At 41.2% G+C, this 23,774-nt stretch carries 12 protein-coding genes; 8 read left to right on the top strand and 4 right to left on the bottom strand.

Going from position 1 to position 23,774, the window contains the following annotated elements; genetic code table 11:
- Window positions 1-131: 131 nt before the first annotated feature.
- From L0657_RS16130 to L0657_RS16105, 6 genes are all read left to right on the top strand, one after another.
- Window positions 132-3,338, top strand: coding sequence for a TonB-dependent receptor (locus L0657_RS16130; protein ID WP_235151813.1), 3,207 nt, complete (start codon window positions 132-134; stop codon window positions 3,336-3,338).
- Window positions 3,339-3,348: 10 nt separating this feature from the next.
- Window positions 3,349-5,235, top strand: a complete 1,887-nt coding sequence (locus L0657_RS16125) for a RagB/SusD family nutrient uptake outer membrane protein (RefSeq protein WP_235151812.1) — start codon at window positions 3,349-3,351, stop codon at window positions 5,233-5,235.
- Between the two features lie 5 nt (window positions 5,236-5,240).
- Window positions 5,241-5,921: a DUF3823 domain-containing protein gene (locus L0657_RS16120; protein ID WP_235151811.1), complete on the top strand. Its 681-nt coding sequence runs from the start codon at window positions 5,241-5,243 to the stop codon at window positions 5,919-5,921.
- A 215-nt stretch (window positions 5,922-6,136) separates the two neighbouring features.
- Window positions 6,137-7,015 (top strand): AraC family transcriptional regulator, encoded by an 879-nt coding sequence (locus L0657_RS16115; RefSeq protein WP_235151810.1) that lies wholly within the window; start codon window positions 6,137-6,139, stop codon window positions 7,013-7,015.
- Window positions 7,016-7,494: 479 nt separating this feature from the next.
- Complete coding sequence (locus tag L0657_RS16110) at window positions 7,495-10,863, top strand: SusC/RagA family TonB-linked outer membrane protein (protein ID WP_235151809.1); 3,369 nt, start codon at window positions 7,495-7,497, stop codon at window positions 10,861-10,863.
- Between the two features lie 7 nt (window positions 10,864-10,870).
- Window positions 10,871-12,331 (top strand): SusD/RagB family nutrient-binding outer membrane lipoprotein, encoded by a 1,461-nt coding sequence (locus tag L0657_RS16105; RefSeq protein ID WP_235151808.1) that lies wholly within the window; start codon window positions 10,871-10,873, stop codon window positions 12,329-12,331.
- A 274-nt stretch (window positions 12,332-12,605) separates the two neighbouring features.
- Here the strand turns inward: L0657_RS16105 and L0657_RS16100 are convergent, their stop codons facing one another.
- A complete protein-coding gene (locus tag L0657_RS16100; protein WP_235151807.1) occupies window positions 12,606-14,408 on the bottom strand; it encodes a M61 family metallopeptidase in 1,803 nt (600 codons plus the stop codon).
- A gap of 123 nt (window positions 14,409-14,531) precedes the next feature.
- Complete coding sequence (locus L0657_RS16095) at window positions 14,532-15,416, bottom strand: hypothetical protein (protein WP_235151806.1); 885 nt, start codon at window positions 15,414-15,416, stop codon at window positions 14,532-14,534.
- 157 nt (window positions 15,417-15,573) lie between these two features.
- Here L0657_RS16095 and L0657_RS16090 point away from each other — a divergent pair, with 157 nt between their 5' ends.
- The gene (locus L0657_RS16090; RefSeq protein ID WP_235151805.1) at window positions 15,574-19,347 is read left to right on the top strand and encodes a hydantoinase B/oxoprolinase family protein; all 3,774 of its coding nucleotides are present in this window, start codon (window positions 15,574-15,576) and stop codon (window positions 19,345-19,347) included.
- Between the two features lie 74 nt (window positions 19,348-19,421).
- Entirely contained in the window at window positions 19,422-20,585 is a 1,164-nt protein-coding gene (locus tag L0657_RS16085; protein ID WP_235151804.1) for an NRAMP family divalent metal transporter, read from the top strand.
- Between the two features lie 206 nt (window positions 20,586-20,791).
- Here L0657_RS16085 and L0657_RS16080 read toward each other — a convergent pair whose 3' ends face one another.
- A complete protein-coding gene (locus L0657_RS16080; RefSeq protein ID WP_235151803.1) occupies window positions 20,792-22,225 on the bottom strand; it encodes an APC family permease in 1,434 nt (477 codons plus the stop codon).
- 263 nt (window positions 22,226-22,488) lie between these two features.
- Entirely contained in the window at window positions 22,489-23,748 is a 1,260-nt protein-coding gene (locus L0657_RS16075; protein WP_235151802.1) for an FAD-binding oxidoreductase, read from the bottom strand.
- Window positions 23,749-23,774 lie beyond the last annotated feature (26 nt).

Here is a 23,774-nt window from a genome sequence, read left to right as displayed (position 1 = left end):
TTCTTCGGAAATGTTGCATTGGAAAAATACACGCAAAATTCAATATGGTTAATTCAATAAATATTTGATTTATACAAATATTGAACACTAAGAATAATTACTATCTCATCTCTAATTTAATTTTTTACACAATGAAAAAACGTAACGGATATCCGGAATGGGGTATTTCCAAAGCCCTAGGCGTTTTGATAACTGCCGCCTGTTTATGCCCACAGGAAACCCTGGCGCATATAAATCCAAAATTTTTAAACAAAACGGCTATTACATATGAAGGAAAAAATTACATTGACAAAACAATTTCAGGCTCAATAGTCGATGAGAACAGCAATCCATTACCCGGCGTAAGTGTTGTTGTAAAAGGAACCTCAATCGGAACAAGCAGTGGTGCTGACGGAGCCTTCGTTTTGAATATTCCCAACGACGCCCAGACGCTTACTTTTTCTTTTATTGGATACACATCTCAGGATGTTGCCATAGGGAATCAATCGACAATTAAGGTTACAATGGTTCCGAGCAATGAGGAACTTCGGGAAGTAATTGTGGTTGGTTATGGAACACAGTCCGCTGCGACGGTTACGGGTGCCGTGAGCAATATCCAGGCAAAAGACCTGATCCGGACGCCTTCGATCGGAACATCTGACGCGCTGGTTGGGCGGGTACAGGGAATCACCGCACGGAAGGCAGATGCTCGTCCGGGAAATTCTACTTCCATCCAGATCCGTAACATGGGAACGCCACTTTACGTAATTGACGGGATTCCTTCAGACGCGACCAACTTCAACAATTTAGGTCAAAATGACATTGAAAGTATTTCAATTCTGAAAGATGCCTCCGCCGCCATTTATGGTTTACGGGCAGCAAACGGCGTAATTCTTGTTACGACAAAAAGGGGGAAAGCTGGCGACGGACCTGCAAAAATCAATCTTTCGGGTTATTACGGATTACAAAATTTTACCAGGTATCCAAAACCAGCCAATGCTTATCAGCATATGCGCGGGTTGGTCGAATCGGACGTGAATCAGGGCCGCACGCCTTCGATCACGCCGGAAGAACTGGCAAAGTGGAAAACCGGAACAGAAAAAGGATTCCAGAGTTTTGACTATTACAAAATGGTCATGCGTCCGAATGTTCCGCAATATTATGGAAATGCAAACGTATCAGGCGGAACAGAAAGAGTCAATTATTATCTCTCTTTCGGACAACTGAACCAGGATGCTTTAATCAAAGATTATAAATTTAAAAGAACCAATATTCAGGCGAATATCGAGGCACATATTACTAAAAAACTGAAAGTCGGAACGCAGATCAATGGTCGTATTGAAAATAGATCGCAGGTCGGAGTTCCGGGTCTTGACGATTATTTCAACCCGTTCCTAAGTATTTTTACGATGTGGCCTACTGAACGTCCTTATGCAAATGATAATCCGAATTATATCAATCAAACGCATAATGTTAACGTAAACCCCGCCACTTACACAAAGGAAATTACAGGATATATTGATGAATTAACGCGCGTTGTAAAAGGCAACTTTTTCGCAGAATACGATTTCGGTTTTGGTTTAAAAGCCAAAGGTACGTACTCCTATGGTTTTACAAATTTCGACTTCGACGGTTTTGAATACACTTATGACGCCTACACTTATAACGCCGAAAAAGATACTTACGACGTCGTGGTCGGTGGTGGAAACCAGAATCCGTGGAGAGAGCGGCGCAAGCGTAATATCGTTGACCGTTTTGCACAATTTCAGCTAAGCTATAACAAGACTTTTGGTGATCATGAAATCTCAGCGGTCGGTGCTTATGAGCAGTCGGATAATGTAAATACCTACATGATCGTTCACACAGTACCGCCAAATAATTACATTCCTTTAATGTCATTCGCCAACCAGGATTATCTTTTGGACGAATGGAGCACAGAAGCTCGGGCAGGTTATATCGGCCGGGTAAATTATGCTTTCAAACAAAAATACCTTGTTGAAGCAGTAGGTCGTTATGATGGATCATTTTTATATGCGCCCGGAAAACGTTTCGGATTCTTCCCCGGAGTTTCTGCCGGCTGGCGTATTTCAGAAGAGAATTTCTTCAAAGGAAAACTGGAAAATGTTTTCAGCAACCTAAAAATCCGTGCTTCCTATGGGCGGACTGGTAGTGACCGTCTTGCCAATGACAATTTTATTGTTGCTCCGTTTAGCTATTTGCCGGGGTACAACTTTCTTCAGGGAAGCGCAATATTTGACGGAACATACAACATCGGCGTTCGTCCACGAGGATTGCCAATTACCACGTTATCCTGGATTACCAATGTTTCAACCAATTTCGGGATTGACTTTGGTTTTATGGGTGGAAAGTTAAATGGTCAGGTTGATGTCTTCCAACGCAAACGCGAAGGCTTGCCAGCTGCACGTTATGACGTTTTGCTTCCATCAGAAGTTGGATACACCTTACCGAATGAAAACCTGAATTCCGACGTCAATAAGGGAATTGAAGCTGTGTTGACTTATAAAAGTTCATTAGGACAAATTGATTACACTTTCAGTGCCAACGCAACTTTATCCCGCCGGAAAGATCTGGATTTCTACAAACCGCGTTTTGGAAATTCCTACAATGAGTATCGTAATTCATTTGTTGACCGTTGGGGAGATATCAACTGGGGTTATCAGGTAGAAGGCCAGTTTCAGTCACAGGAGGAAATTGAGAGCCACACGATTGACAACGATGGACAAGGAAACAGGTCACAATTACCGGGCGATTTCATTTACAAAGACGTTAACGGCGATGGTATTATTAACGAGTTGGATGAAAGGCCGATCGGATATGCCGAAGGAGCGAATCCATATTTGAGTTTTGCCTTTAACGGAAGTCTGGCTTATAAAGGATTCTCGCTGTTTTTCGACTTTGCCGGTGCGTCCATGCAAAGCTTTCAGAGAAACTGGGAATTGAAAATACCCTACCAAAACAACGGAACTTCTCCGCATTTCATGCTCGAAGACCGCTGGCATCGTGAAGATCCGTTTGACCCTAACAGCAAATGGATTCCGGGAACTTATCCGGCTTTACGCAAAGACAATACTAGCCACGTTAACTTCCGTAAGAGTGATTTCTGGATTACGAACGTGCGTTATATCCGTCTTCGGAACATAGAATTTGGATATAATTTCGACCAGAAACTTGCCAAAAAAATTGGGTTGTCGGGCCTTCGCCTTTACGTAAATGCAACCAATTTATTCTCCCTCGACAACGTAAAAAAATACGAAATCGACCCTGAAATTTCATCCGGAAATGCTTTGGTATATCCTCAGCAGCGCTTGTTGAATGTTGGTTTCAATCTTACTTTTTAATCTGATTACCATGAAAACCTTATCAAAATATACATCATTCGTTCTCCTGCTTTTTTTCCTTTCAGGATGCGCTGAGAACTGGCTGGACAGGGAGCCGCAAAATTTAATTCTTGAAGATCAGATATGGAATGACCCGAAACTGATCACTGGTTTGCTGGCCAATTATTATGATCGTTTGCCGCATCACACTGACTTGAATCATGGATCAACAACTGATCAGGCGATTCCTATCAAAGAAGGCTGGCAAGACTTTGCCGCATACGACGAAGCGATGTGGTCCAATAACGATGACGCAAGAAATAATATCATTTCCTATGGATTCAACCGCTGGCGTTACTGGGATTATGGTCTTGTTCGAGATATAAATCTTGCGCTTGAAAACATCGAAAAATTTAGTACAAAACTTTCAGCAACTCAAAAAACGCAATTTTCTGCTGAACTTCGTTTTTTACGTGCTTTTGTATATTTCGATCTTGTAAAAAGGATGGGCGGCGTCCCAATTGTTACCAAACAATTGATTTACGATTACAACGGAGACCCTTCCTATCTACAGCAGCCGAGAAACAAAGAAGAGGAAGTTTATGATTTTATTGCATCCGAGCTAGATGCAGTAAAAGAACAACTTGGTAATACCGGAAGTAACACGCGAGCAAATAAATTCACTGCCATGGCGCTAAAAAGTCGCGCTATGTTATATGCGGCATCCATTGCAAAATACAATAACAAAATGGCTTCGCCAATCTCAACGCCTGGTGGTGAGGTGGGTATTCCTGCATCAAAAGCAAATGATTATTATACAAAATCACTAGCCGCTTCGGAGGAAATTATTGCCAGCGGAAATTATCAGCTTTATAAAACGAACCCTAATCTGGGTGAAAATTTTTATGAGGCCGTCACTAAAAAATCTGCTAATCAGGAAATAATTCTGGCGCAGGACTTTTTAACGAGCAAAGACAAAAGACATGGGTTTACGTATGACAATATCGCCAGAAATGTTCGGGAAGATAATCTTTCATCCTCTTCCATAACGCCATCGCTTAATCTGGTTGAAGACTATGAATATCTGGACGGAACTTCGGGTGAGCTGCGTACCAGAAATGCCGGTGGTTCTGATTATGTTTATTACGACAATCTTCAGGATATTTTTGCAAATAAAGATGCCCGTCTTTACGGTACTGTAATTTATCCGGGAACGTCATTCCGGGGAACTCCTGTACAGATTCAGGCTGGTGTTAAGTTATGGAACGCATCGACAAACAGCTTCCAGAATGTTGAGTCTAATACACTCGGTTCAACTTACGAAGATGGCGGTTTGCTGACAGGCTCTTCCGGACCGCAGCGTTCGCAGACAGAAGTTACTAATTCCGGTTTTTATCTGAGAAAATATGTTGACCAGACAGCCATGTCCAGTACACGTGGTATTCGTAGCGATATGTGGTGGGTACGCTTCCGTTTGGGTGAAATTTACCTGAATGCAAGTGAAGCTGCATTGGAATTGGGCAAAACGGCTGATGCTTTGAAATATGTAAATGTTGTTCGTGAAAGAGCTGGTTTTGGCGCAAATAGTTTGAAAACACTTTCAATAGAAAAACTTCAAAACGAACGTCGCGTTGAACTGGCTTTTGAAGATCATCGCGTGTGGGATTTAAAACGCTGGCGGATTGCGCATGAGGTTTGGAACGGTAATGCTTCCAATCCGGATGCCGTTATTTATGCACTTTATCCATACCGCGTTGTTCGTCCGGGGCATCCTACTCATGGAAAATACGTATTCGATAAACTAGTCGCACCACGTTTCCGCGCGCCACGCTTTTTCCAGATGGGGAATTATTATTCCTCTATCGAGCAGCTTGTTATAGACAATAATCCAAAAATCGTCCGTAATCCATTCCATTAAAAGATATGAAAACGACACTAATAGCATTTTTCATGATGGCTTCGGCAGTCATACTTTCAGGATGCGAAAAAGATAATTATCAGCAGCCGAAATCTGTTTTAAAGGGCAGAATTGTTCATGACGGACAACTAATTGGCGTTAGATCAAACGGCGTTCAGCTGGAAATTTGGCAACGCGGATATCAGTTGTTCACGAAAATTCCGGTTTATGTAAACCAGGATGGAACATTTTCAGCCAGTCTGTTTGACGGAAATTATAAACTTGTAAGATTGCGTGGCAACGGTCCCTGGATCGATAATACCGATTCAATTGACGTTCAAGTGAATGGCTCACTTGAACTCGACGTGCCGGTTACGCCTTATTTTGTCATCAGAAATGATACCTATCAAAAAGGAGAACAAGCGGTTTCGGCCACTTTTAATTTACAACAAATTGATACCAGCCGTCAAATTGAACGTGTTAACCTTTATGTTGGAACCACAACCATTGTGGACGCCAACAACAATGTAGGAAATGCACAGAAAGTTGCAGCAGATTTGACCGACGTTACCAAACCGGTAACATTGACGGCCAGTCTGTCTACCGCACTCGCAAGCCGAGAATATGTTTTTGTCCGGATAGGTGTTAAAACGGCCGGTGTTGGTGAAATGATTTTTGGTGCGCCTCAAAAAATAGCGCTGAGATAATTTCCTGTTTTCGAATGATGTTGACTGCGAAGAATAGTTCTTCTATACTTCGCAGTTTTTTTATCTTATCAAAATGCAATAACAAACTTATTTTAACCTATAATAGCCTGAACAATAAATTTTCCAGATAATTTCCGACCATTTTTCGTGTTTTTTAATTCCGAAACTGGTATGTTAGCATATCGACATCAATTGCCTGCTAAATTATCTACCCGATGAAAGTAGTTCAGTTCACTATACCCGTTGCTAAGGAAAGCACGATTGTAGTTCAGGATAATATTATACCGCATTTCTACAATCACCTGCACCGACATCCTGAAATTCAGATCACCTGGATTAAATCGGGGGAAGGAATGCTTATCGCCGGAAATTACATGCAACGTTTTAAAAGCGGGGATGTTTATATTATCGGAGCGAACCAGTCGCATGTTTTCAAAAGCGATGATATTTATTACGATCCTGAACAAAACAAAAGTGTTCACGAAATCTCTTTCTTCTTCAATCCTGCACATCTTTTTCAAAACATTTTGAGACTTCCGGAAATGGCCGTCATCAGAAAATTTGTCGAAGGTGTTCACAATGGGTTGCAGCTCCCCGAAAGTTCTTACGATATGGTCAAGAAAACGATGACTGAAATTATGAACAGTTCGGACAGTCTTCGGATTTCGACTTTTATCAATTTGCTCCAATCCTTTTCTACACTGAAAAACCTGAAACCACTATCAACAAATAATAACGAGCAAATCATTTCTGATGTGGAGGGAATCCGGATGGACCAGATTTTCCAGTATGTGATTGGTAATTACAAAAACCATATCACACTTAGTGAAATTGCCTCCATTGCAAATCTGACACCTCAGGCTTTTTGCCGTTATTTCAAAAAACATACAGACAAAACCTTTGTAAGTTTTTTGAATGAAGTCCGTGTAAATGAAGCGTGTAAGATTGTGGTATCCGGAAAATTTGATAGCATTTCCGATGTTTCGTATCAAACCGGCTTCGACAACGTAACTAATTTCAACCGTGTTTTTAAGAAAACAGTCGGAAAATCTCCACGCGAATATCACCGTGATTTTTTCAAAAAGCTGCTATAATTAAGTATTTCACTGGATAAAATTCCAAAGTACAGAAAGGCTATACGCCCGACAACTAGCTGATTGTCTGGACATTTATCATTTTCCGAAAGTTTACAGTAAGCAAATCAAATATACAATACCTCAATCCACGAGTTTAAATTTGCCTCCTTTTTAAATATTCCATATAAATCACTACATAATACACATAACGCAAAATTAATTCTAACACTAAGTTAATATTGGTAAACTATCCGGCAATTAAGACGAATAATTTGCAAAACGTAGCAGGTAATTTTACACTCATTAATTACAGTCATTTACCTAACACGATATGCATGAACAATACGAGCTACTGTTGTCATTTATTTAGTGAACTAATCACGGTTTCGACTCCCTGACATCTTCCATTCTCTGGAAATGCCAATGCCGGTGAAATATTTCGCCGGAAGAATTGCTGTTGCCCAAGGAACCTAATTTCTTACAACCTATCTACAAGTATGAAACGACCTATCTTCTTTATTTTGTCAAAGCGTATATGCGTGGCAGCATTCATTGCGCTTTTCTGCGTTCCGGCGGATTTCGTCAGGGCCGCGCCGGTCAAACAATTTTCAAAAACAGCTGATATCGAAATATCCGGCGTCATCACTTCCAAAGACGACGGCAGCCCACTTCCGGGTGCTTCGGTATTGGTTAAAGGAAGTTCTAACAATGGAACAACCACAGACGCAGACGGGAAATACAAACTTCTTGTTCCTGAAAACGGGACGCTGGTCGTAAGTTTTATCGGGTTCATGTCACAGGAAATTCAGGTGAGCGGCCGCAAAAATCTTGATATCATTTTGGTGTCTGATTTAAAGCAGCTGAATGAAGTTGTCGTCACCGCTTTGGGTATGACAAGACAGAAAAAATCGCTTGGATACTCGATCCAGGAAGTAAAAGGAAACGATCTTGTTCAAAGTAACGAGCAAAATGTATTGAACTCACTCTCCGGAAAAGTGGCCGGTGTGCAGATTACCTCCGCAAGTGGAGCGGTAGGTTCGGGCTCGCGTATAGTGCTTAGAGGTAATAACTCTTTCGGTAATAACCAGCCATTATTTGTTGTCGATGGTGTACCTGTCAGCAACTTTTCGACGGATGTTGGCTCTGGTGGCTCTGTCGATTATGGTAGTGCGATTTCAGAAATCGACCCAAACAATATTGCTTCGATGTCTGTTTTGAAAGGTGCGAATGCCGCTGCTTTATATGGTTATCAGGCCGCAAATGGTGTTATTCTGATTACAACAAAAAACGGAAAAGGATCAGGAAATAAAATGTCTGTTTCATATTCCGGAGGTTTTTCAACGGAGAAACCATATATCCTTCCGAAATATCAGAATCAGTATGGACAGGGAAAATATGGTGAAGAATATATGTGGAAACAATATCAATCCGGCGCGATTACGCTGGGAGACATTGGCGCAAATGAATCTTTATCTCCTGCAACGTATCAGGATTGGGCACAACAAGTTGGTTTTTCTTACAAAGACGGACTTGGAAATGGCGTAAACGACGGTGTTGATGAAAGCTGGGGACCTCGTCTGGATGCAGGATTGAACATTCCGCAATACAACAGCCCACTTGATGCAAATGGAAATCGTACGGCAACACCCTGGATATCACATCCTAACAACGTGAAAGATTTTTTTAGAACAGGTTATACCATCGACAATTCACTTGCCGTAACCAACGCAACTGAAAATGGCGATACGCGTTTGGCTTTCAGTAATCAGAAACAGGTAGGAACAATTCCGAACACAGATCAGAAACGTTATACGATTCAGTTAAATACAACGCAGCAATTGACAAAACGTTTAAAAACCAACGCTTTGATCAATTATGTCCGTACAGAAAATGACAATTTGGTAGGTCAGGGTTACAACAGTAATAACCCGATGCAATCCATCGGCGGATGGTTTGGCCGTCAGGTTGATATGAATGATCTTAAAGCAAATTATGAGAAAACATTTGCAAATGGAATGCCGTATAACTGGAATAATAACTTCCACGACAATCCTTATTTCAATGTTTATAACAGCACCCACGGCCGCAAGAAAGACAGAATGTACGGGAATGTAAGCGCGACTTACAAGTTCCACGACTGGCTGACAGCGATGGTAAGAGTTGGACAAGACTGGTCGAGCGAGCGCCGTAAGGAGATTACTTATAACAAATCGAATTCGACGTTGACGAGTATGGCAGACAAAACCTGGGGTGGCGGTAAATTTAAAGAATGGCAGTACAGCCTCAGTGAATTTAACGCGGATATGATCCTGACAGGTGGCGGAAATATTGGTAAAGATTTTTCATTGAACTATACCGCGGGTGCCAATTATAGAAACAACCAGCAGATCAATAGTTCTTTGGGAGCAGATCAGCTTACAGTGCCTAACTTGTTCACAATCAGCAATACAAAAGGTTCCCCGGTTACCAGTATGAGGACAACAATGTTGCGTTCAAACAGTATTTTCGGTCAGGCTTCTTTCGGTTACAAAGAATCACTTTACCTTGACCTTACTGCACGTAACGACTGGAATTCGACGTTGCCGAGCGACAACTGGTCTTACTTCTATCCTTCTGCAAGTGCAAGCTGGGTATTCACAAACATGCTGGATATTAACCCAAATATTCTACGATTCGGTAAGTTGAGAGCGAGCTGGGCGAGTGTTGGAAATGGCGGATCGCCTTATTTACTGCAAGCGCCATACATCGCAAACGCTGCCGGATTTAACGGAACAACGCTTTACAGCATTTCGAGCACATTGCCTCCGCTAAACCTCAAACCTGAAAAAGCGAACAGTACTGAAATTGGTACGGAACTGCAATTCCTGAATGGCCGCTTAGGTCTGGATGCGACTTATTATGATAAAGTTACTACCAACCAGATCATGCAGGTCAACATTTCTAATTCGACAGGATTTGAAAAACTGCAATTGAACGCTGGTGAGATCCAGAATAAAGGTGTTGAGTTACAGTTAAACCTGGGAATCATCCGCAAACCGGAAGGTTTTAACTGGGATATGAATGTGAACTGGGCAAAAAATAGCAGCAAGGTTAACAAGTTATACGAAGATCCGGTTACGAAACAAAAACTGGAAGCTTACACGATCACTTCTGCATGGAGCCTAACTGTTGACGCAATACCCGGACAAGCTTATGGTGTGATGCGCGGAAATGCATTTTTACGGGATGAGGCAACCAATGCGATCATTATCGGAAGTGATGGTTTACCAAAATATACATCGTCTCCGAAAGTAGTCGGAAACGTAATGCCTGACTGGGTTGGCGGTGTTACCAACAGTTTTTCCTACAAAAACCTGAGAATGAGTTTCCTTCTGGATATGCGTAAAGGTGGTGATGTCTTTAGCGTAACGCAGTGGTTCGGACTTCAATCCGGTGTTTTGGAACCGACTGTTGCCGGTGGAATTCGTGAAAACGGCTTGATCGTTGGACAGGATGTTTTGAAAGGCGAAAAAGTGATGCTTGAAAACGGCGAAGCAAACAATATCCGTGTCGGCGCGAGAGATTATTTCCAGAGTTTATGGGGTGGTAAGGAAACTGCGATTATAGACGGAAGCTTTATCAAACTGCGTCAGATCGAACTTGGCTATTCGCTTCCGGCTTCTCTTACGAACAAAGCCACCTGGTTGAAAGGAGCGGGATTGTCTGTTTTTGCTCATAACGTTGCATTGCTTTACACGCACAAAAGCAACGTGGCACACATCGATCCGGAAACAGGTTTTGGAGTTGGTAATGACGGACTTGGTATTGAACAATATCAGATTCCTTCGAACAGAAGCGTCGGTGTAAAACTTAATGTTAAATTCTAATCGCGACATGAAAAAAATATCATCCTATATACTGTGCCTCGGACTTTTGGGTTTCTCTGCCCAGTCTTGCACCAACGAATTTGAAGACATCAATACAAATCCAAACAGTCCGGTTGAAGCGCCGATCACAAATGTTTTGGCTTATGTAATTCAGGATTTCGCAGCAAATTATTTCGATGCCTGGGGAAATATGAACGAGCCGGAAACATATAGCGGCCACCTTGGAAAAATCCAGTATGTTGACGAAGCGCGTTACATGTACCGCAGCGGAACCATCAGTGATCTTTGGAAAAAAGTATACCGTGATCTTAAAAATGCCCAGGCCGTTATTGACCAGGCGGATAAAACGCAAGCGACAAACATGAAAGCGGCAGGTATGACGATTCAGGCCTATATCGGGCAGATCGCCACGGACCGTTGGAGAGATATGCCTTACACCGAAGCCATAAAAGGTGATCAGGGTTTTATCACGCCAAAGTATGACAAGCAGGAAGATATTTATCCTTTGCTTATTGCACAACTAAAAACGGCGGCAGATCTTTTCGCAGCTGGCGGAACGGATCCGCTAGGAGAAGGAGACTTGTTGTATGCCGGAAATGTTGCGAATTGGCAGAAATTCTGTAATTCCCTCCGACTGCGTGTGGCGATCCGGATTTCAGGAATTAACCCGGCTCTTTCCAAATCAATCATTGAAGAAATTGCCGCAAACCCGACCAAATATCCTGTTTTCAGCAGCAATACTGACAACGCATTTTTCAACTGGGTTGGTACCAGTCCATACATTGAGCCATGGAACAACGATTTCCGCTCACGTGACGACCACGGACCAAGCGCTCCTTTGATCAATACTTTAACAACTTTGAATGATCCGCGCTTACCGGTTTATGCAAAACCAGCACCCGATGATAATGTTTACCGAGGTGTTGAAATCGGCCCGATCAGTTCTCCAACCATTTCGCGTTTTTCAAGGATCGGTGTCAGGTTCCGTGAAAATGCTGCTGGCTTTTCTCCATTCATGCGTTATTCAGAAGTTCTTTTTATTATGTCGGAAGCGGCCTTGAAAGGCTGGAACGTTGGCGGACAAACTGCTGAAAAACTTTATGAAAGCGCTGTTACGGCTTCTTTACAGGAAAATGGGATAACAGATGCGGCCGTCATCACAAAATATCTGAACGGAACAGGCGTAAAATGGGATGGAACAACAACCAAACTATATACCCAAAAATGGCTTGCGTTGTTTAAAGATGGCCATGAAGCGTGGGCTGAGTCAAGAAGAACAGATGTCCCTTTGCTTCCGGCAGCAAGTGGATCTCCTTTCCCGGGACATACGCGCCCGCCTTTCCGCTACCCATACCCGGCAGAAGAAACGACTCTAAATGGAGCAAACAGTGCAGCTTCTGTTGCTGACGTAAAAGACAACTTGTGGGGAAAACAAATGTGGTGGGATACGAGAACAGGGGTTAATTAATGGTAAATTGTTAAGGGTTTATTGTTAATGCTGAAACGGCGACTATTCGAGCTCACGCTAGGAAATAGTCGCCGTTTTTAATGGTAAAGGTGAGGAAAAGAGGCTTATCCTTTCTTCTCAAAGGTAAGTCTTTCAAATAATCAATTTAGGTTATAATAATCCTGAAAGGATGGAATTATTGTAGCAAATGTTGTGATATTGTTAATTTAAACCCTGAAAAGGTGACACGTTTGCTCCGGCACTCATACCATTAATATAATTAACTACCATCCATTTACTTCACCCAGCTTTTCAAAATTGTAGATTGAAGCTTGTCCGGATCTGGGATCGGGGTAATATCAAATGACCGTTCAGATTTTGTACCAAGAACAACCGGAATTTCTATTTTAGTATCATTTTTAATGAGGTTCAAATGGATTTTTTCACCTGATTCTCTATTGGCAAACAGATATTCAATATTTTTCTCCGTAGCTGGTGCAGAATCAATGTCCTGAATTACATTTCCTCTTCTAACGCCTGCTTTCCATGCCGGTGAATCCCAGTCAACGCTCGTCACAATGAGGCTGTCATTTCTCAGTTTTGTTTTTATTCCTGAATATCCGCCAGGAAGCTGTTTTGGAACAACATCTATATTGAGTCCGGCATAATTGAAATACTTCACATAATCGAGTTCCTTAGTTGTATATACGTAGTGGAAAATTTCATCTAATGAAGCACCGGCAACTTGCTCACATACCTTCCTGAATTCCATTTCCGTAAATCCACGTTTTTGTTTTTGGTAATATTCCTGATACAGCGTACGCATCACATCATCCAGCGATCTTTTGTTTTTCGTTTCATGACGAATTTTAAAATCCAACAGCAAACCGACGATTGGACCTTTGATGTAATAGGAGATCGTCTTATTAAATTCATCATTAACACGACCACTTGGCCCGTCAGACCAGGTTTCTGCACTCGCCTGTGCCAGCGACTGATACAATCTTCCTGGCTGCGTTTCCAATTGCAATATTAAAGATTTGAATGCGTCCAGGCTTTCCTTTTCCGACATTAATCCAGCTCTATTCAAAATTGGATATTCATAATAAACGGTCAAACCTTCCGAAACCCACAGTAAATTTGTTTTGCTTCCGCGGTCATAATTAAATGGCCCAAGCTCAACCGGGCGAATTCTTTTTACATTATAATGGTGAAAATATTCATGTGTTAAAAAGCTAAGCAATCTGATTTTACCCGCCTGCGTGCCTAAATCGGCTCCATTGAAACTTACAGCCGTAGAATTCAAATGTTCAATTCCACCTCTTCCAGGGCCGATTGCCAGAAATGTATAGTGTTTGTAGGGAATATCCCCGATCAAACCAGATGCTTGTTCGATCATTTTTTTCAGGTCCTGCATGAATTGCGCTTTATCAAAATCCCCCATTTTGAAACCAATAAAACGATGCGGGATCCCTGTTATCTCAAAGGCTGGCAATTCTTCCAGATTCCCTATCAAAATCGGGCTGTCATAAAGTATATCAAAGTCAGGTGCTGCATATGTGAAAGCCTTTCCAGTTATTGAATCAAGTCCCGTCGCAACATTTTTCCAGTCTGCAAACGGCTTAATCGTAATTTCTGCCGGTCTTTTTATTTCATTTTCCAGATAAAGACAAACACTTGCAGGAATAATATAACCATGCTGTTCATCCAGAAAACTGGTTCCAACGAATTCCCGTGAAGTAATAATATCATATTCCACCTTCAACGTCGTCGCTTTTCCTTTTTCCACATGCCATCCATTTTTGCCTTTCTTTCTGAATTCAAGATTTTTTCCATCTCGGTCTTTCACTGAAAAGTTGGTAAGTGCATCAGCAAAATCCATGATCTGATAATATCCCGGCGACCAGGCTGGCATTTTCAATATGGATGTTTCGTTAGGCCCCACTGTACATTCCATCGTTACGTGAAATGTATGACTGCCGGGATTATTCATAGAAACCGTAAACCTGACAGGATCTGGCATTTGTCCAAAAACTGCGAAAGATTGAAATAGCAGGAGCGTGATGAAAAGCGTGTAAAAAGGAGCGTTTCTTTTCATGATTAAGGTAAAAGATGAGAATAATGTTATATCAGGAAAGTAAAAAAATACAATTGTAAGATAATCATTAAAAACAAAAAGACTCCGCTGGGAGCCTTCAAATTTTATTGCATTATGTTAAATTCATGAAAGCTTTTGCTGCACATTTAAAACGAAAGATTCAGTTACACTCGCGAAGTTTGCAATTTCAGAAATCGTAAATCTTTTTGCCAATAACAGATTACGGACAACCTCTTCCTTACCTTTTGCAATCCCTTCTTTTTTTGCCAGATCAATAACTAACTCTTTGATTCCCATAGCTGTGCGTTTTTCTGTTAATTCTTCAATTACCTTATCAAATTTAATATTAAATTCTGTATCTGCAAAAGTTACGTAGCGTTGCAGGAAAATCAACAAATGATTAATTTTAGTTCTCGATATTTTTCTGCTTAGCAACAATTTTGCCAGTAAATACTTTTGGTGAAAAAGCTTTTCGTCGTTATTATATTGCTTTTTCTTGATTGCAAGCAATACCGTCAGAATTACTATTGCAAATGGATTATCACTTGCCAGGAGCATTTCTTCATTTTGCTCAATTACTTTGTAGGTATTAAACTCAAAGCTAAGTTTCGTACCCAGATATTCATATACATATTTTTTTGGTTTAAAACTTTTTTGCGCATCAGTAAAAATGGCAATGCTTGTCAAACGCTTGCCATATCTGTCAAGTATCCGATAAAAGTATGTAAACATTCTCTCTCCGAAGTCTTTGTCATGATAACCCTGAACTTCGATATGTAAAAGAATCCATTCTTGTTTTCCTGATTTGGTGAAAACCTTAACCAGCTTATCAACAAACTTTGGGGCTAGAATTTCTTCTGCCGGAAAAAGCTGTTCCAGCTCTTTGTCGAGAAACTGAAAGCCTTTTTTAGTATCAAATACTTCGTCAGCATTATTGAAGAAAAACAACAGAAAATCTCCGAATATATTTTCCAGTATACCTTTCCAAAGCGTATCATTTCTTTTCATATCTAATAAAATAAGTAGTGTGTGATTTTAATTATTACGGCAAAGAATTTAAATAAAACCTAAGCTAAGTCGGTCACATACACTTTTCAAGATCGGTTTTATTCAAAATCCGGTGTAATTTGGTAACTGAATCCATAACTGCGCTAAAACGACTATTTTGAATACTTCAAACACACCAATCTGGAAAATCAGCATTGACACTGGCGGTACTTTCACGGACTGTCTCGCGGTTGATCCAGATGGAAAAACGACAAGAATTAAAGTGCTGAGCTCTGCACGATTGAGAGGGAGAATCGTTAAAAAAGTCACTGCTTTTATTTATGAGTTTTCTTCGTCATGGAAATATGAGAGCGAGTTATTGGCGGGTTACACCTTCCATATTTACCATACGAAGGAATCGGCATTTTTGACCGGCGTTGATTACGACAAAAATATTTTGACATTAGATACTGAGCTTTCAGATATTGCCAACACGGATTTCGAATTGTTCAGCGGCGAGGAAGCACCTGTTCTCGCGGCAAGATTGTTAACCAAAACGCCGCTAAAAAACCCACTTCCATCTTTGGAAATGCGCTTGGGTACCACCAAAGGAACGAATGCTTTGTTGGAACGAAAAGGCGCAAAAACACTTCTGGTCGTCACAAAAGGTTTTAAGGATTTACTTTATATTGGAACACAGCAACGTCCGTCGTTATTTCAACTGGACATTCCTGAACCTAATCTACTTTACTCAGATGTGATTGAATTAAATGAACGGGTAGCTGCCGACGGCCGCTTGATCAAAGAACTGGATAGTCATGACTTTACACTTTTTCCAGGCATACATTTCGAATCGATAGCTATTTCTTTGCTTCATTCATACCAGAACGATCGGCATGAAACAGCCATAACCACCGCGTTCAGACAAAATGGAGCAAAATATGTTTCAGCATCTTCACAGCTTTTTCCTTTTTCACATTATTTAAGACGTACGCAGACGGCTGTCGTCAATGCCTATCTTGATCCTGTTTTAGATGTTTATCTCAACAATATCAAGAATTCCTTACCGGATGGCAGCCTGAAAGTCATGACAAGTACCGGAAGCTTGTCGGAACTCAATGGCTTCAAAGCAAAAGATAGCTTATTGAGTGGCCCGGCTGGCGGCATGGTCGCGGCAACCAATATTGCAAAACTTCTGGGTTTCCCAAAGGTGCTCACCTTCGATATGGGTGGAACCAGCACCGACGTAGCACGAATCGACGGACAGCCTGAGTTAAAATATATTACCGAAATTGACGGAATCGAGTTTCACAATCCTACTCTTGCTATTGAAACAGTAGCAGCCGGCGGCGGCTCCGTTTGTTGGTTTGACGGATTTACCTTACAAGTTGGCCCGGAAAGTGCAGGCGCATCACCAGGCCCGGCGTGTTATGGAGCCGGCGGACCGCTTACAATTACAGACGTAAATCTGTTGCTTGGAAAACTGGATCCGGCAAAATTCGGAATCCCGATTCGTCCGGAAGCAGCATTATCAACGCTAGAAAACCTTCAAGATTCAATTTTTGAAAAGACTACCAATCGTCTTTCAAAATCAGAAATTCTGATCGGACTAGAAAGAATTGCGAACGAAAAAATGGCCGATGCGATCAGAAAAATATCAGTAGCAAAGGGAATAAATCCTGCCGAATATGCCTTGATAACATTTGGAGGTGCCGGCGGTTTACACAGCTGCCAGCTTGCGGATTTATTGGAAATTGAAAATGTAATTATTCCGTACGACGCAGGACTTTTCAGCGCAGTTGGAATAGGACAAGCATTGATCAGTGCTCTTGTTTCCAAACAAATAACACTTCCCTGGGAAAATGCAGAAAGTCAGATCTCAGGCTGGAAAAATGAATTATTAATTAACGCTGAAAATGAATTATTGAAGCAAGGTATCAAGGAATATGATATTGCTTTTTTCACAACATTTTTGCATTTCTCCGGACAGGAAAATACAATTGAAATACCTTTTGAAGAAGGCCTGACACTGTTAAATTTTAAAAAGGCATATATTGAACAATTCGGTTATTATCCGGAAAATGCCAGTGTAGAACTTGAAAGTGTAAAGCTGAAAGTCCAGGAAAAAGCTGATGTGATTCCTCCAAAATCTATTTTAAAAAATGGTAAATCAGTTGAAGTTTTGCGGCAAGTTAAACCATTAAACAAATCTGATGCTACTGTCAATACAGAAATCACAGCACTGTATAATTGGGATATTTTAAGTCCTGGCGATGAAATAAAAGGACCTTCCATTCTTCTCAACAACACTTCCACCGCTTTTATTCCACTAGGCTGGAAGCTTGTTGTTCAGGAAAATAAAGATGCGATTGCATTTAAAACGGATACAAAAATTACTCCATCAAAGGAGTATAGCGACGAAATTTCCTTGCAGCTTTTCACCAATCGTTTTAAAGCCATCGCAGATGAAATGGGTGTTCAATTACAACGCACTGCATTTTCAGTCAATGTGAAAGAGCGCCTTGATTTCTCCTGTGCACTTCTGGATGCGGAAGGCGAATTGTTGGTCAATGCCCAGCATATACCCGTGCATTTGGGCAGCATGGGTATATGCGGAAGGCTTGTCCGGGAGGCGATCTCCATTGGTCCGGGCGACGTTATCATAACCAATCATCCAAAATACGGAGGATCACATTTACCGGATATCACATTGATTTCAGGTGTTTTTACGGTTAAAAATGAATGTTTGGGCTATGTTATCAATCGGGCGCATCATGCAGAAATCGGCGGAAAAACACCCGGATCAATGCCGCCGGACGCCACTTGTCTGGCAGAAGAAGGCGTTGTTATACTTCCTCAATATCTGGTTAGGGCAGGGGTTTTTCAGTGGGATGTTATTCATAAATTATTTACCGAATGTGAATATCCAACGCGTAATTTCTTATCCAATGAAGCGGATATTACCGCGGCCTTATCTGCATTAAAAAAGGGAAGTGATCAGCTTCTGAAGCTAGCTGATTCTCATGGAGTCGAAACTGTTAAAAAATATATGCAATTGCTGAAAACCAGTGCAATTCAGCAGTTGACAGATGCATTAAAATCACTCGAAGGCAGAATATTTGAAGCCAAAGAATTCCTTGATGACGATTATCAGATTCAGGTAAAAATCTCAATAGATTCTCAAAAACAGGTTTTCGATTTTACCGGAACTTCACCCGTTCATCCTAATAATCTGAACGCCAATATCTCAATTCTTTACAGCGCCATTTTATACGTTTTGCGATTACTGGTCAACAAGGAAATTCCGCTGAATGATGGATTGATGAAAAATGTGAAAATCATTTTGCCCGACAACAGCTTCCTTCATCCTGATTTTTATGATGATCCGTTTAAATGTCCGGCTGTTGTCGGTGGAAACACTGAGGTAAGTCAGCGCCTTGTTGATACTTTGCTGAAAGCTTTTGGCCTGGCGGCATGCAGTCAGGGCACGATGAATAATTTTCTTTTTGGAAACGAGAATTTTGGATACTATGAAACCATTGGCGGCGGCGTAGGCGCAGGACCCGGTTTTAAGGGAAGGTCGGCAGTTCACCAACACATGACCAATACCAGAATTACTGATCCTGAACAACTTGAACAAAAATACCCTGTAAGATTACTAGAATTTGGTATACGCAAAAATTCCGGTGGAGATGGGCAATTTGACGGCGGTGACGGGATTATCAGAAAGGTTGAATTTCTTGAAAATTTGCAGGTAACAGTTCTGGGCCAGCATCGGAAATACGCTCCTTATGGTTTGAACGGAGGACAAGACGGAAAACCTGGAAAACACACTTTAACAAGTAATCACGTTTCAACGCAACTTCCCGGCATATGCAGTATTCAAGTACAGAAAGGCGATATTCTAACCATTGAAACACCCGGAGGTGGCGGATACGACAAATCTGATTAACCAAAAGTAAAAAGACAAGTAAACTCTTTACACCTCCTAAACATCTTCGAAACGCTGTGTCCAAACCGAAATCTATGTCAGATTCAAAATCTTCCAAAGCCTTATTAGGGGCAGCGTTTTTAATGGCAACTTCGGCGGTCGGGCCGGGATTTCTTACACAGACAACAGTTTTCACGGAACAGCTGGCTACAAGTTTTGGCTTTATTATACTAATTTCTGTTGTTATTGATTTATGTGTTCAATTTAACATCTGGCAGATTGTAACCGTTTCCGGGAAACATGCCCAGGATCTTGCCAACGATCTTTTTCCAGGCCTGGGCTATTTTCTTGCGCTGCTGATTGTCATTGGCGGCTTGGCTTTTAATATTGGAAATGTTGCTGGTGCAGGTCTTGGAATTGAGGCGATGACCGGCATACCTGTAAAAACGGGAGCTGTAATCAGTGCGTTGCTGGCTGTTGGTATTTTCCTTTTCAAAGAGGCAGGTAAAACAATGGATATGTTTACCAAAGTGCTTGGACTAATCATGATCGGATTGATTCTGTACATTGCCTTTACTTCGGATCCTCCTTTTGCTGAGGCATTACATCATACATTTATCCCTGAAAAATTTAACGCAATATCAACCTTGACGCTGGTTGGAGGCACTGTTGGAGGTTACATTTCCTTCGCAGGAGCACACAGGCTTTTAGATTCCGGTTTTAGAGGAGAAGCAGCGTTGCCACAAGTGAACAGAGGCGCGGCAACAGGAATTGTAGTAACCGCTGTCATCCGTTATTTTCTTTTTCTTGCGACTTTGGGAATAATTTTGGCTGGCGCGAAGATAAATCCTGAAAACCCAACTGCTTCAGTTTTTGAAAATGCAGCAGGGCAGTTTGGACGTCAGATGTTTGGGTTAATGATATGGGCGGCGGCAATTACTTCCGTTGTTGGCGCAGCATATACTTCCATTTCATTTTTAAAATCTTTTCATCCGCTTCTGGAAAAATACCAGACCTTTATGACATTTTTTTTTATTTTGATCTCAACAGTCATCTTTCTCCTGATAGGAAAACCTGTAAAAGTTCTGATTTTTGTAGGCACTTTAAATGGATTTGTCTTACCGATCGCGCTCACAATATTATTAATCGCCAGCCGAAGATCCAGACTCATGGGCACTTATAAACATCCCGTTCTATTACAAATTGCAGGCTGGCTGGTAGTTCTTGTTTTATTAGGTTTGAGCGTCAATTTATTTTAGAAAATTGGAATGAATACCGTGCGACTGGTAAATCTTTTCTGAGGTTGATTAAAAAAAACCTACTAACGTTTTCAAGCAGATCAAACCAATTAGTAATACAACTTTAACCTCTTTTATAGCCAAAGTTGGTAATGATAACAACGTCTTTCGAACAAATTATTTCTATCATTACCAACCTCAGAAATTGAACTAAATGATTTCTGATATTATTCTACAGAAACAATATCCTTTTTTGCAATCAGATAATAAACCGGTATTCCCAGCAAAACGATGATTAGCCCCGGCCAGGTATATTCTGGTTTGAAGATGATAAGCAACACGCAAAATGCAGTTCCCATCAGAATATAAATAATCGGCAGGAAAGGATAACCAAAGGCTTTATATGGTCGATCCGCGTTAGGTCTTTTTTTACGAAGTATAAAAATTCCGATAATTGTCAGCATATAAAATACCACCACAACAAAGGAAATCATATCTAGAAGATTACCATATTTTCCGCTCAAACTCCATAAGGAAGCAATTACGCACTGTATCCATAAACCAAATTCCGGAACAGAATTCTTGTTTAATTCTCCTACTTTTTTGAAGAATAAACCGTCTTTTGCCATAGAATAATATACCCGCGCACCAGACATAATTAGTCCGTTATTACAACCAAACGTCGAAACCATGATCATAATGGCAATAATGATCGTTCCTGAATTCCCGAAAATTACGTTCGATGCTGTTACTGCAACCCTGTCTTTATCGGCCGAAGCAATTTCCGGTAAAGACAAAACTCCTGTATACATCACATTTGTCAACACATAAATAACCGTCACGATGATCGTACCGAGTGCAAGGCTTAATCCGATATTACGTTGGGGATTTTTAATTTCTCCGGCGATAAAAGTTACATTATTCCAGGAATCGCTGCTAAAAATAGAACCAACCATGGATGCAGCAATCGCGCCAAAAGCTGCAAATGTGGTGTAAGATTCGATACTTCCGTCAAGATTAAGTTTATGCAAATCCCACATTGTTGCAGAATCCCAGTTAATATTCCAGACTTCCGGTTTCATAAAAAGAAGACCAAAAACGATCAGTCCGAGAAGACTAAGCAGTTTGGCAAGTGTAAAAGTTGTCTGAATTATTTTCCCGCTGTTAACGCCACGTGTGTTTATAAACGTAAGAACGACGATAATTACAATGGATAACAATTGCGCGGGGGTTATCTGGAGAAAACCAAGGTCGATAGCGACCAAATCTTCACTAAATACAGGTAACAGGTAGGCGGTAAATTTCGCAAAAGCCACTGCCACAGCCGCAATTGTTGCTGTTTGTATTACCGTAAAAAAGCTCCACCCATACAAAAAACTAATCAGCGGATTGTACGCTTCTTTTAAATACACATATTGCCCGCCCGCTTTCGGAAACATGGCGCTAAGTTCTCCATAACTCAATGCCGCAGTCAGTGTCATGAAACCAGTGATCAGCCAGACAACCATCAGCCAGCCCACGCTTCCTGTATTCCGGGTAATATCTGCGCTAACAATAAAAATCCCTGATCCGATCATACTGCCAGCTACAAGCATGGTGGCATCTACTAGGCCCAGGGAAGGTTTAAATGAAGTATTTTCCGACGTACTTTCTTGTGACATATAAGGGTTAGGTTATTAAGATCAGGTTTTCTGGTGAAAGCTACAATATTATTCAGAACTATGAAACTTCTGTTTTACTAAAAATATCATAGTAACAAAATTTGAATTAATTCGCAATACCAAATATTGTTTCTAACATAACCTTATTATCAAACTTTTCTAATACATTACTCAAATATCTAATAATTTTATTTCCCAAGCCCTCATAACTGGGCTTGGGAAATAAAGATAGTATTATTGGTAAAGGGGTAGAATGATCCTGCTTAGTTATAACGTTGTGGATCGTAAATAGAAATGTCCACAGAAGTCGGTTTGCGATCAGCCAGTTCAGCGACAATTTTACCAGTTGCCGGCCCCAGACTTACGCCCATCATCCCATGACCACCTGCAACGATCAGATTTTTCAACTTTTTGCTATAACCCAGATAAGGCAAACCATCCGGAGAACATGGGCGGAAACCGTACCAGATATCCTTTATTTTTGGCAAATCTGTTGATAAATCTGAGTAGTATTTAGGAATTGAATTAACAATCCCTTCTACCCTGTTCATATTGATTTTGTCATTTACAGGCGCAATTTCCATCGTTCCGCCAAAACGAACCTGGCCGTTCATTGGGGTAACTGCAACCCGGGCTTCTATCAAAAGTGACGGATGGATAATCTTGTGTTCAGTGTTCGGTTCCATGAAAGAATATCCCTTTCCAGGCATTACCGGAATTGACAAGCCAGCTAACTTTGCCAGTTCAGGAAGCCAGGTTCCGCCTGTCATCACGACAAGATCACCCTCTACATTTCCCTTATTTGTCTGAACAGCTTTGATCTCGCCTTCGCGGATATCAAATCCTGTTACATCACTGTTTGTTTTAATTTCCCCACCATTTTTTTTGATAAAATCAATAAGTTGTGGAATCAGCGCATTTGGATATAAATGCGCATCGCAACGGTAATGTACCGCACCGATAACATCCAGATTTGCATGAGGCTCCAACGCCTGAACTTGCTCTTTGCTTAAAACCTCAACATCCAGGCCAAGTTTTTGCGCATCCTTTCCCACATGAATTTCTTCTTCACCAGCCTTTTCGGTTTTGTAAAGCATCAGAATCCCTTTGTCCTCTAAACCAAAATTAAAGCCGGATTCACTGGTAAGATCCTTATATAACTGGCGGCTCAATAAATGGTAATCCCGAAGATAAGGTGCCGAGTGCTCAACATGGCTCGCTGTGGCACTTTTCATAAATTTCAAGCCCCAGGAAATTAGTGAAAAATCCAGGGAAGGTTTTACATAAAAAGGGCTGCGGCTGTTGAACATCCATTTTATTCCTTTCGAGATCATTCCTGGTGCGGCCAAAGGAATAAAGTGACTGGGAACGATCATACCGGCATTGCCAAAAGAACAACCATTTGTCAAATCTCCCTTTTCCAATACCGTCACATTCCACCCGTCTTTCAACAGATAATAAGCAGAAGCCAACCCCATAATTCCGCCTCCGATAATGACAACTTTGCCTTTTTTTGTATCCATTTTCATATAATTTAACCGCAATGGAC

This window comes from Dyadobacter sp. CY345 (assembly GCF_021502725.1).
Classification (GTDB): Bacteria; Bacteroidota; Bacteroidia; order Cytophagales; family Spirosomataceae; genus Dyadobacter.
Note: the sequence above shows the minus strand (reverse complement) of the source record. Positions and strands in the feature narration are given on the sequence as shown.

Bases quoted from the DNA above. Each gene is read 5' to 3' on its own strand.
- L0657_RS16130 (WP_235151813.1), top strand. From the start codon at position 132: ATGAAAAAACGTAACGGATATCCGGAATGGGGTATTTCCAAAGCCCTA.
- L0657_RS16125 (WP_235151812.1), top strand. From the start codon at position 3,349: ATGAAAACCTTATCAAAATATACATCATTCGTTCTCCTGCTTTTTTTC.
- L0657_RS16120 (WP_235151811.1), top strand. From the start codon at position 5,241: ATGAAAACGACACTAATAGCATTTTTCATGATGGCTTCGGCAGTCATA.
- L0657_RS16115 (WP_235151810.1), top strand. From the start codon at position 6,137: ATGAAAGTAGTTCAGTTCACTATACCCGTTGCTAAGGAAAGCACGATT.
- L0657_RS16110 (WP_235151809.1), top strand. From the start codon at position 7,495: ATGAAACGACCTATCTTCTTTATTTTGTCAAAGCGTATATGCGTGGCA.
- L0657_RS16105 (WP_235151808.1), top strand. From the start codon at position 10,871: ATGAAAAAAATATCATCCTATATACTGTGCCTCGGACTTTTGGGTTTC.
- L0657_RS16100 (WP_235151807.1), bottom strand. From the start codon at position 14,408: ATGAAAAGAAACGCTCCTTTTTACACGCTTTTCATCACGCTCCTGCTA.
- L0657_RS16095 (WP_235151806.1), bottom strand. From the start codon at position 15,416: ATGAAAAGAAATGATACGCTTTGGAAAGGTATACTGGAAAATATATTC.
- L0657_RS16085 (WP_235151804.1), top strand. From the start codon at position 19,422: ATGTCAGATTCAAAATCTTCCAAAGCCTTATTAGGGGCAGCGTTTTTA.
- L0657_RS16080 (WP_235151803.1), bottom strand. From the start codon at position 22,225: ATGTCACAAGAAAGTACGTCGGAAAATACTTCATTTAAACCTTCCCTG.
- L0657_RS16075 (WP_235151802.1), bottom strand. From the start codon at position 23,748: ATGGATACAAAAAAAGGCAAAGTTGTCATTATCGGAGGCGGAATTATG.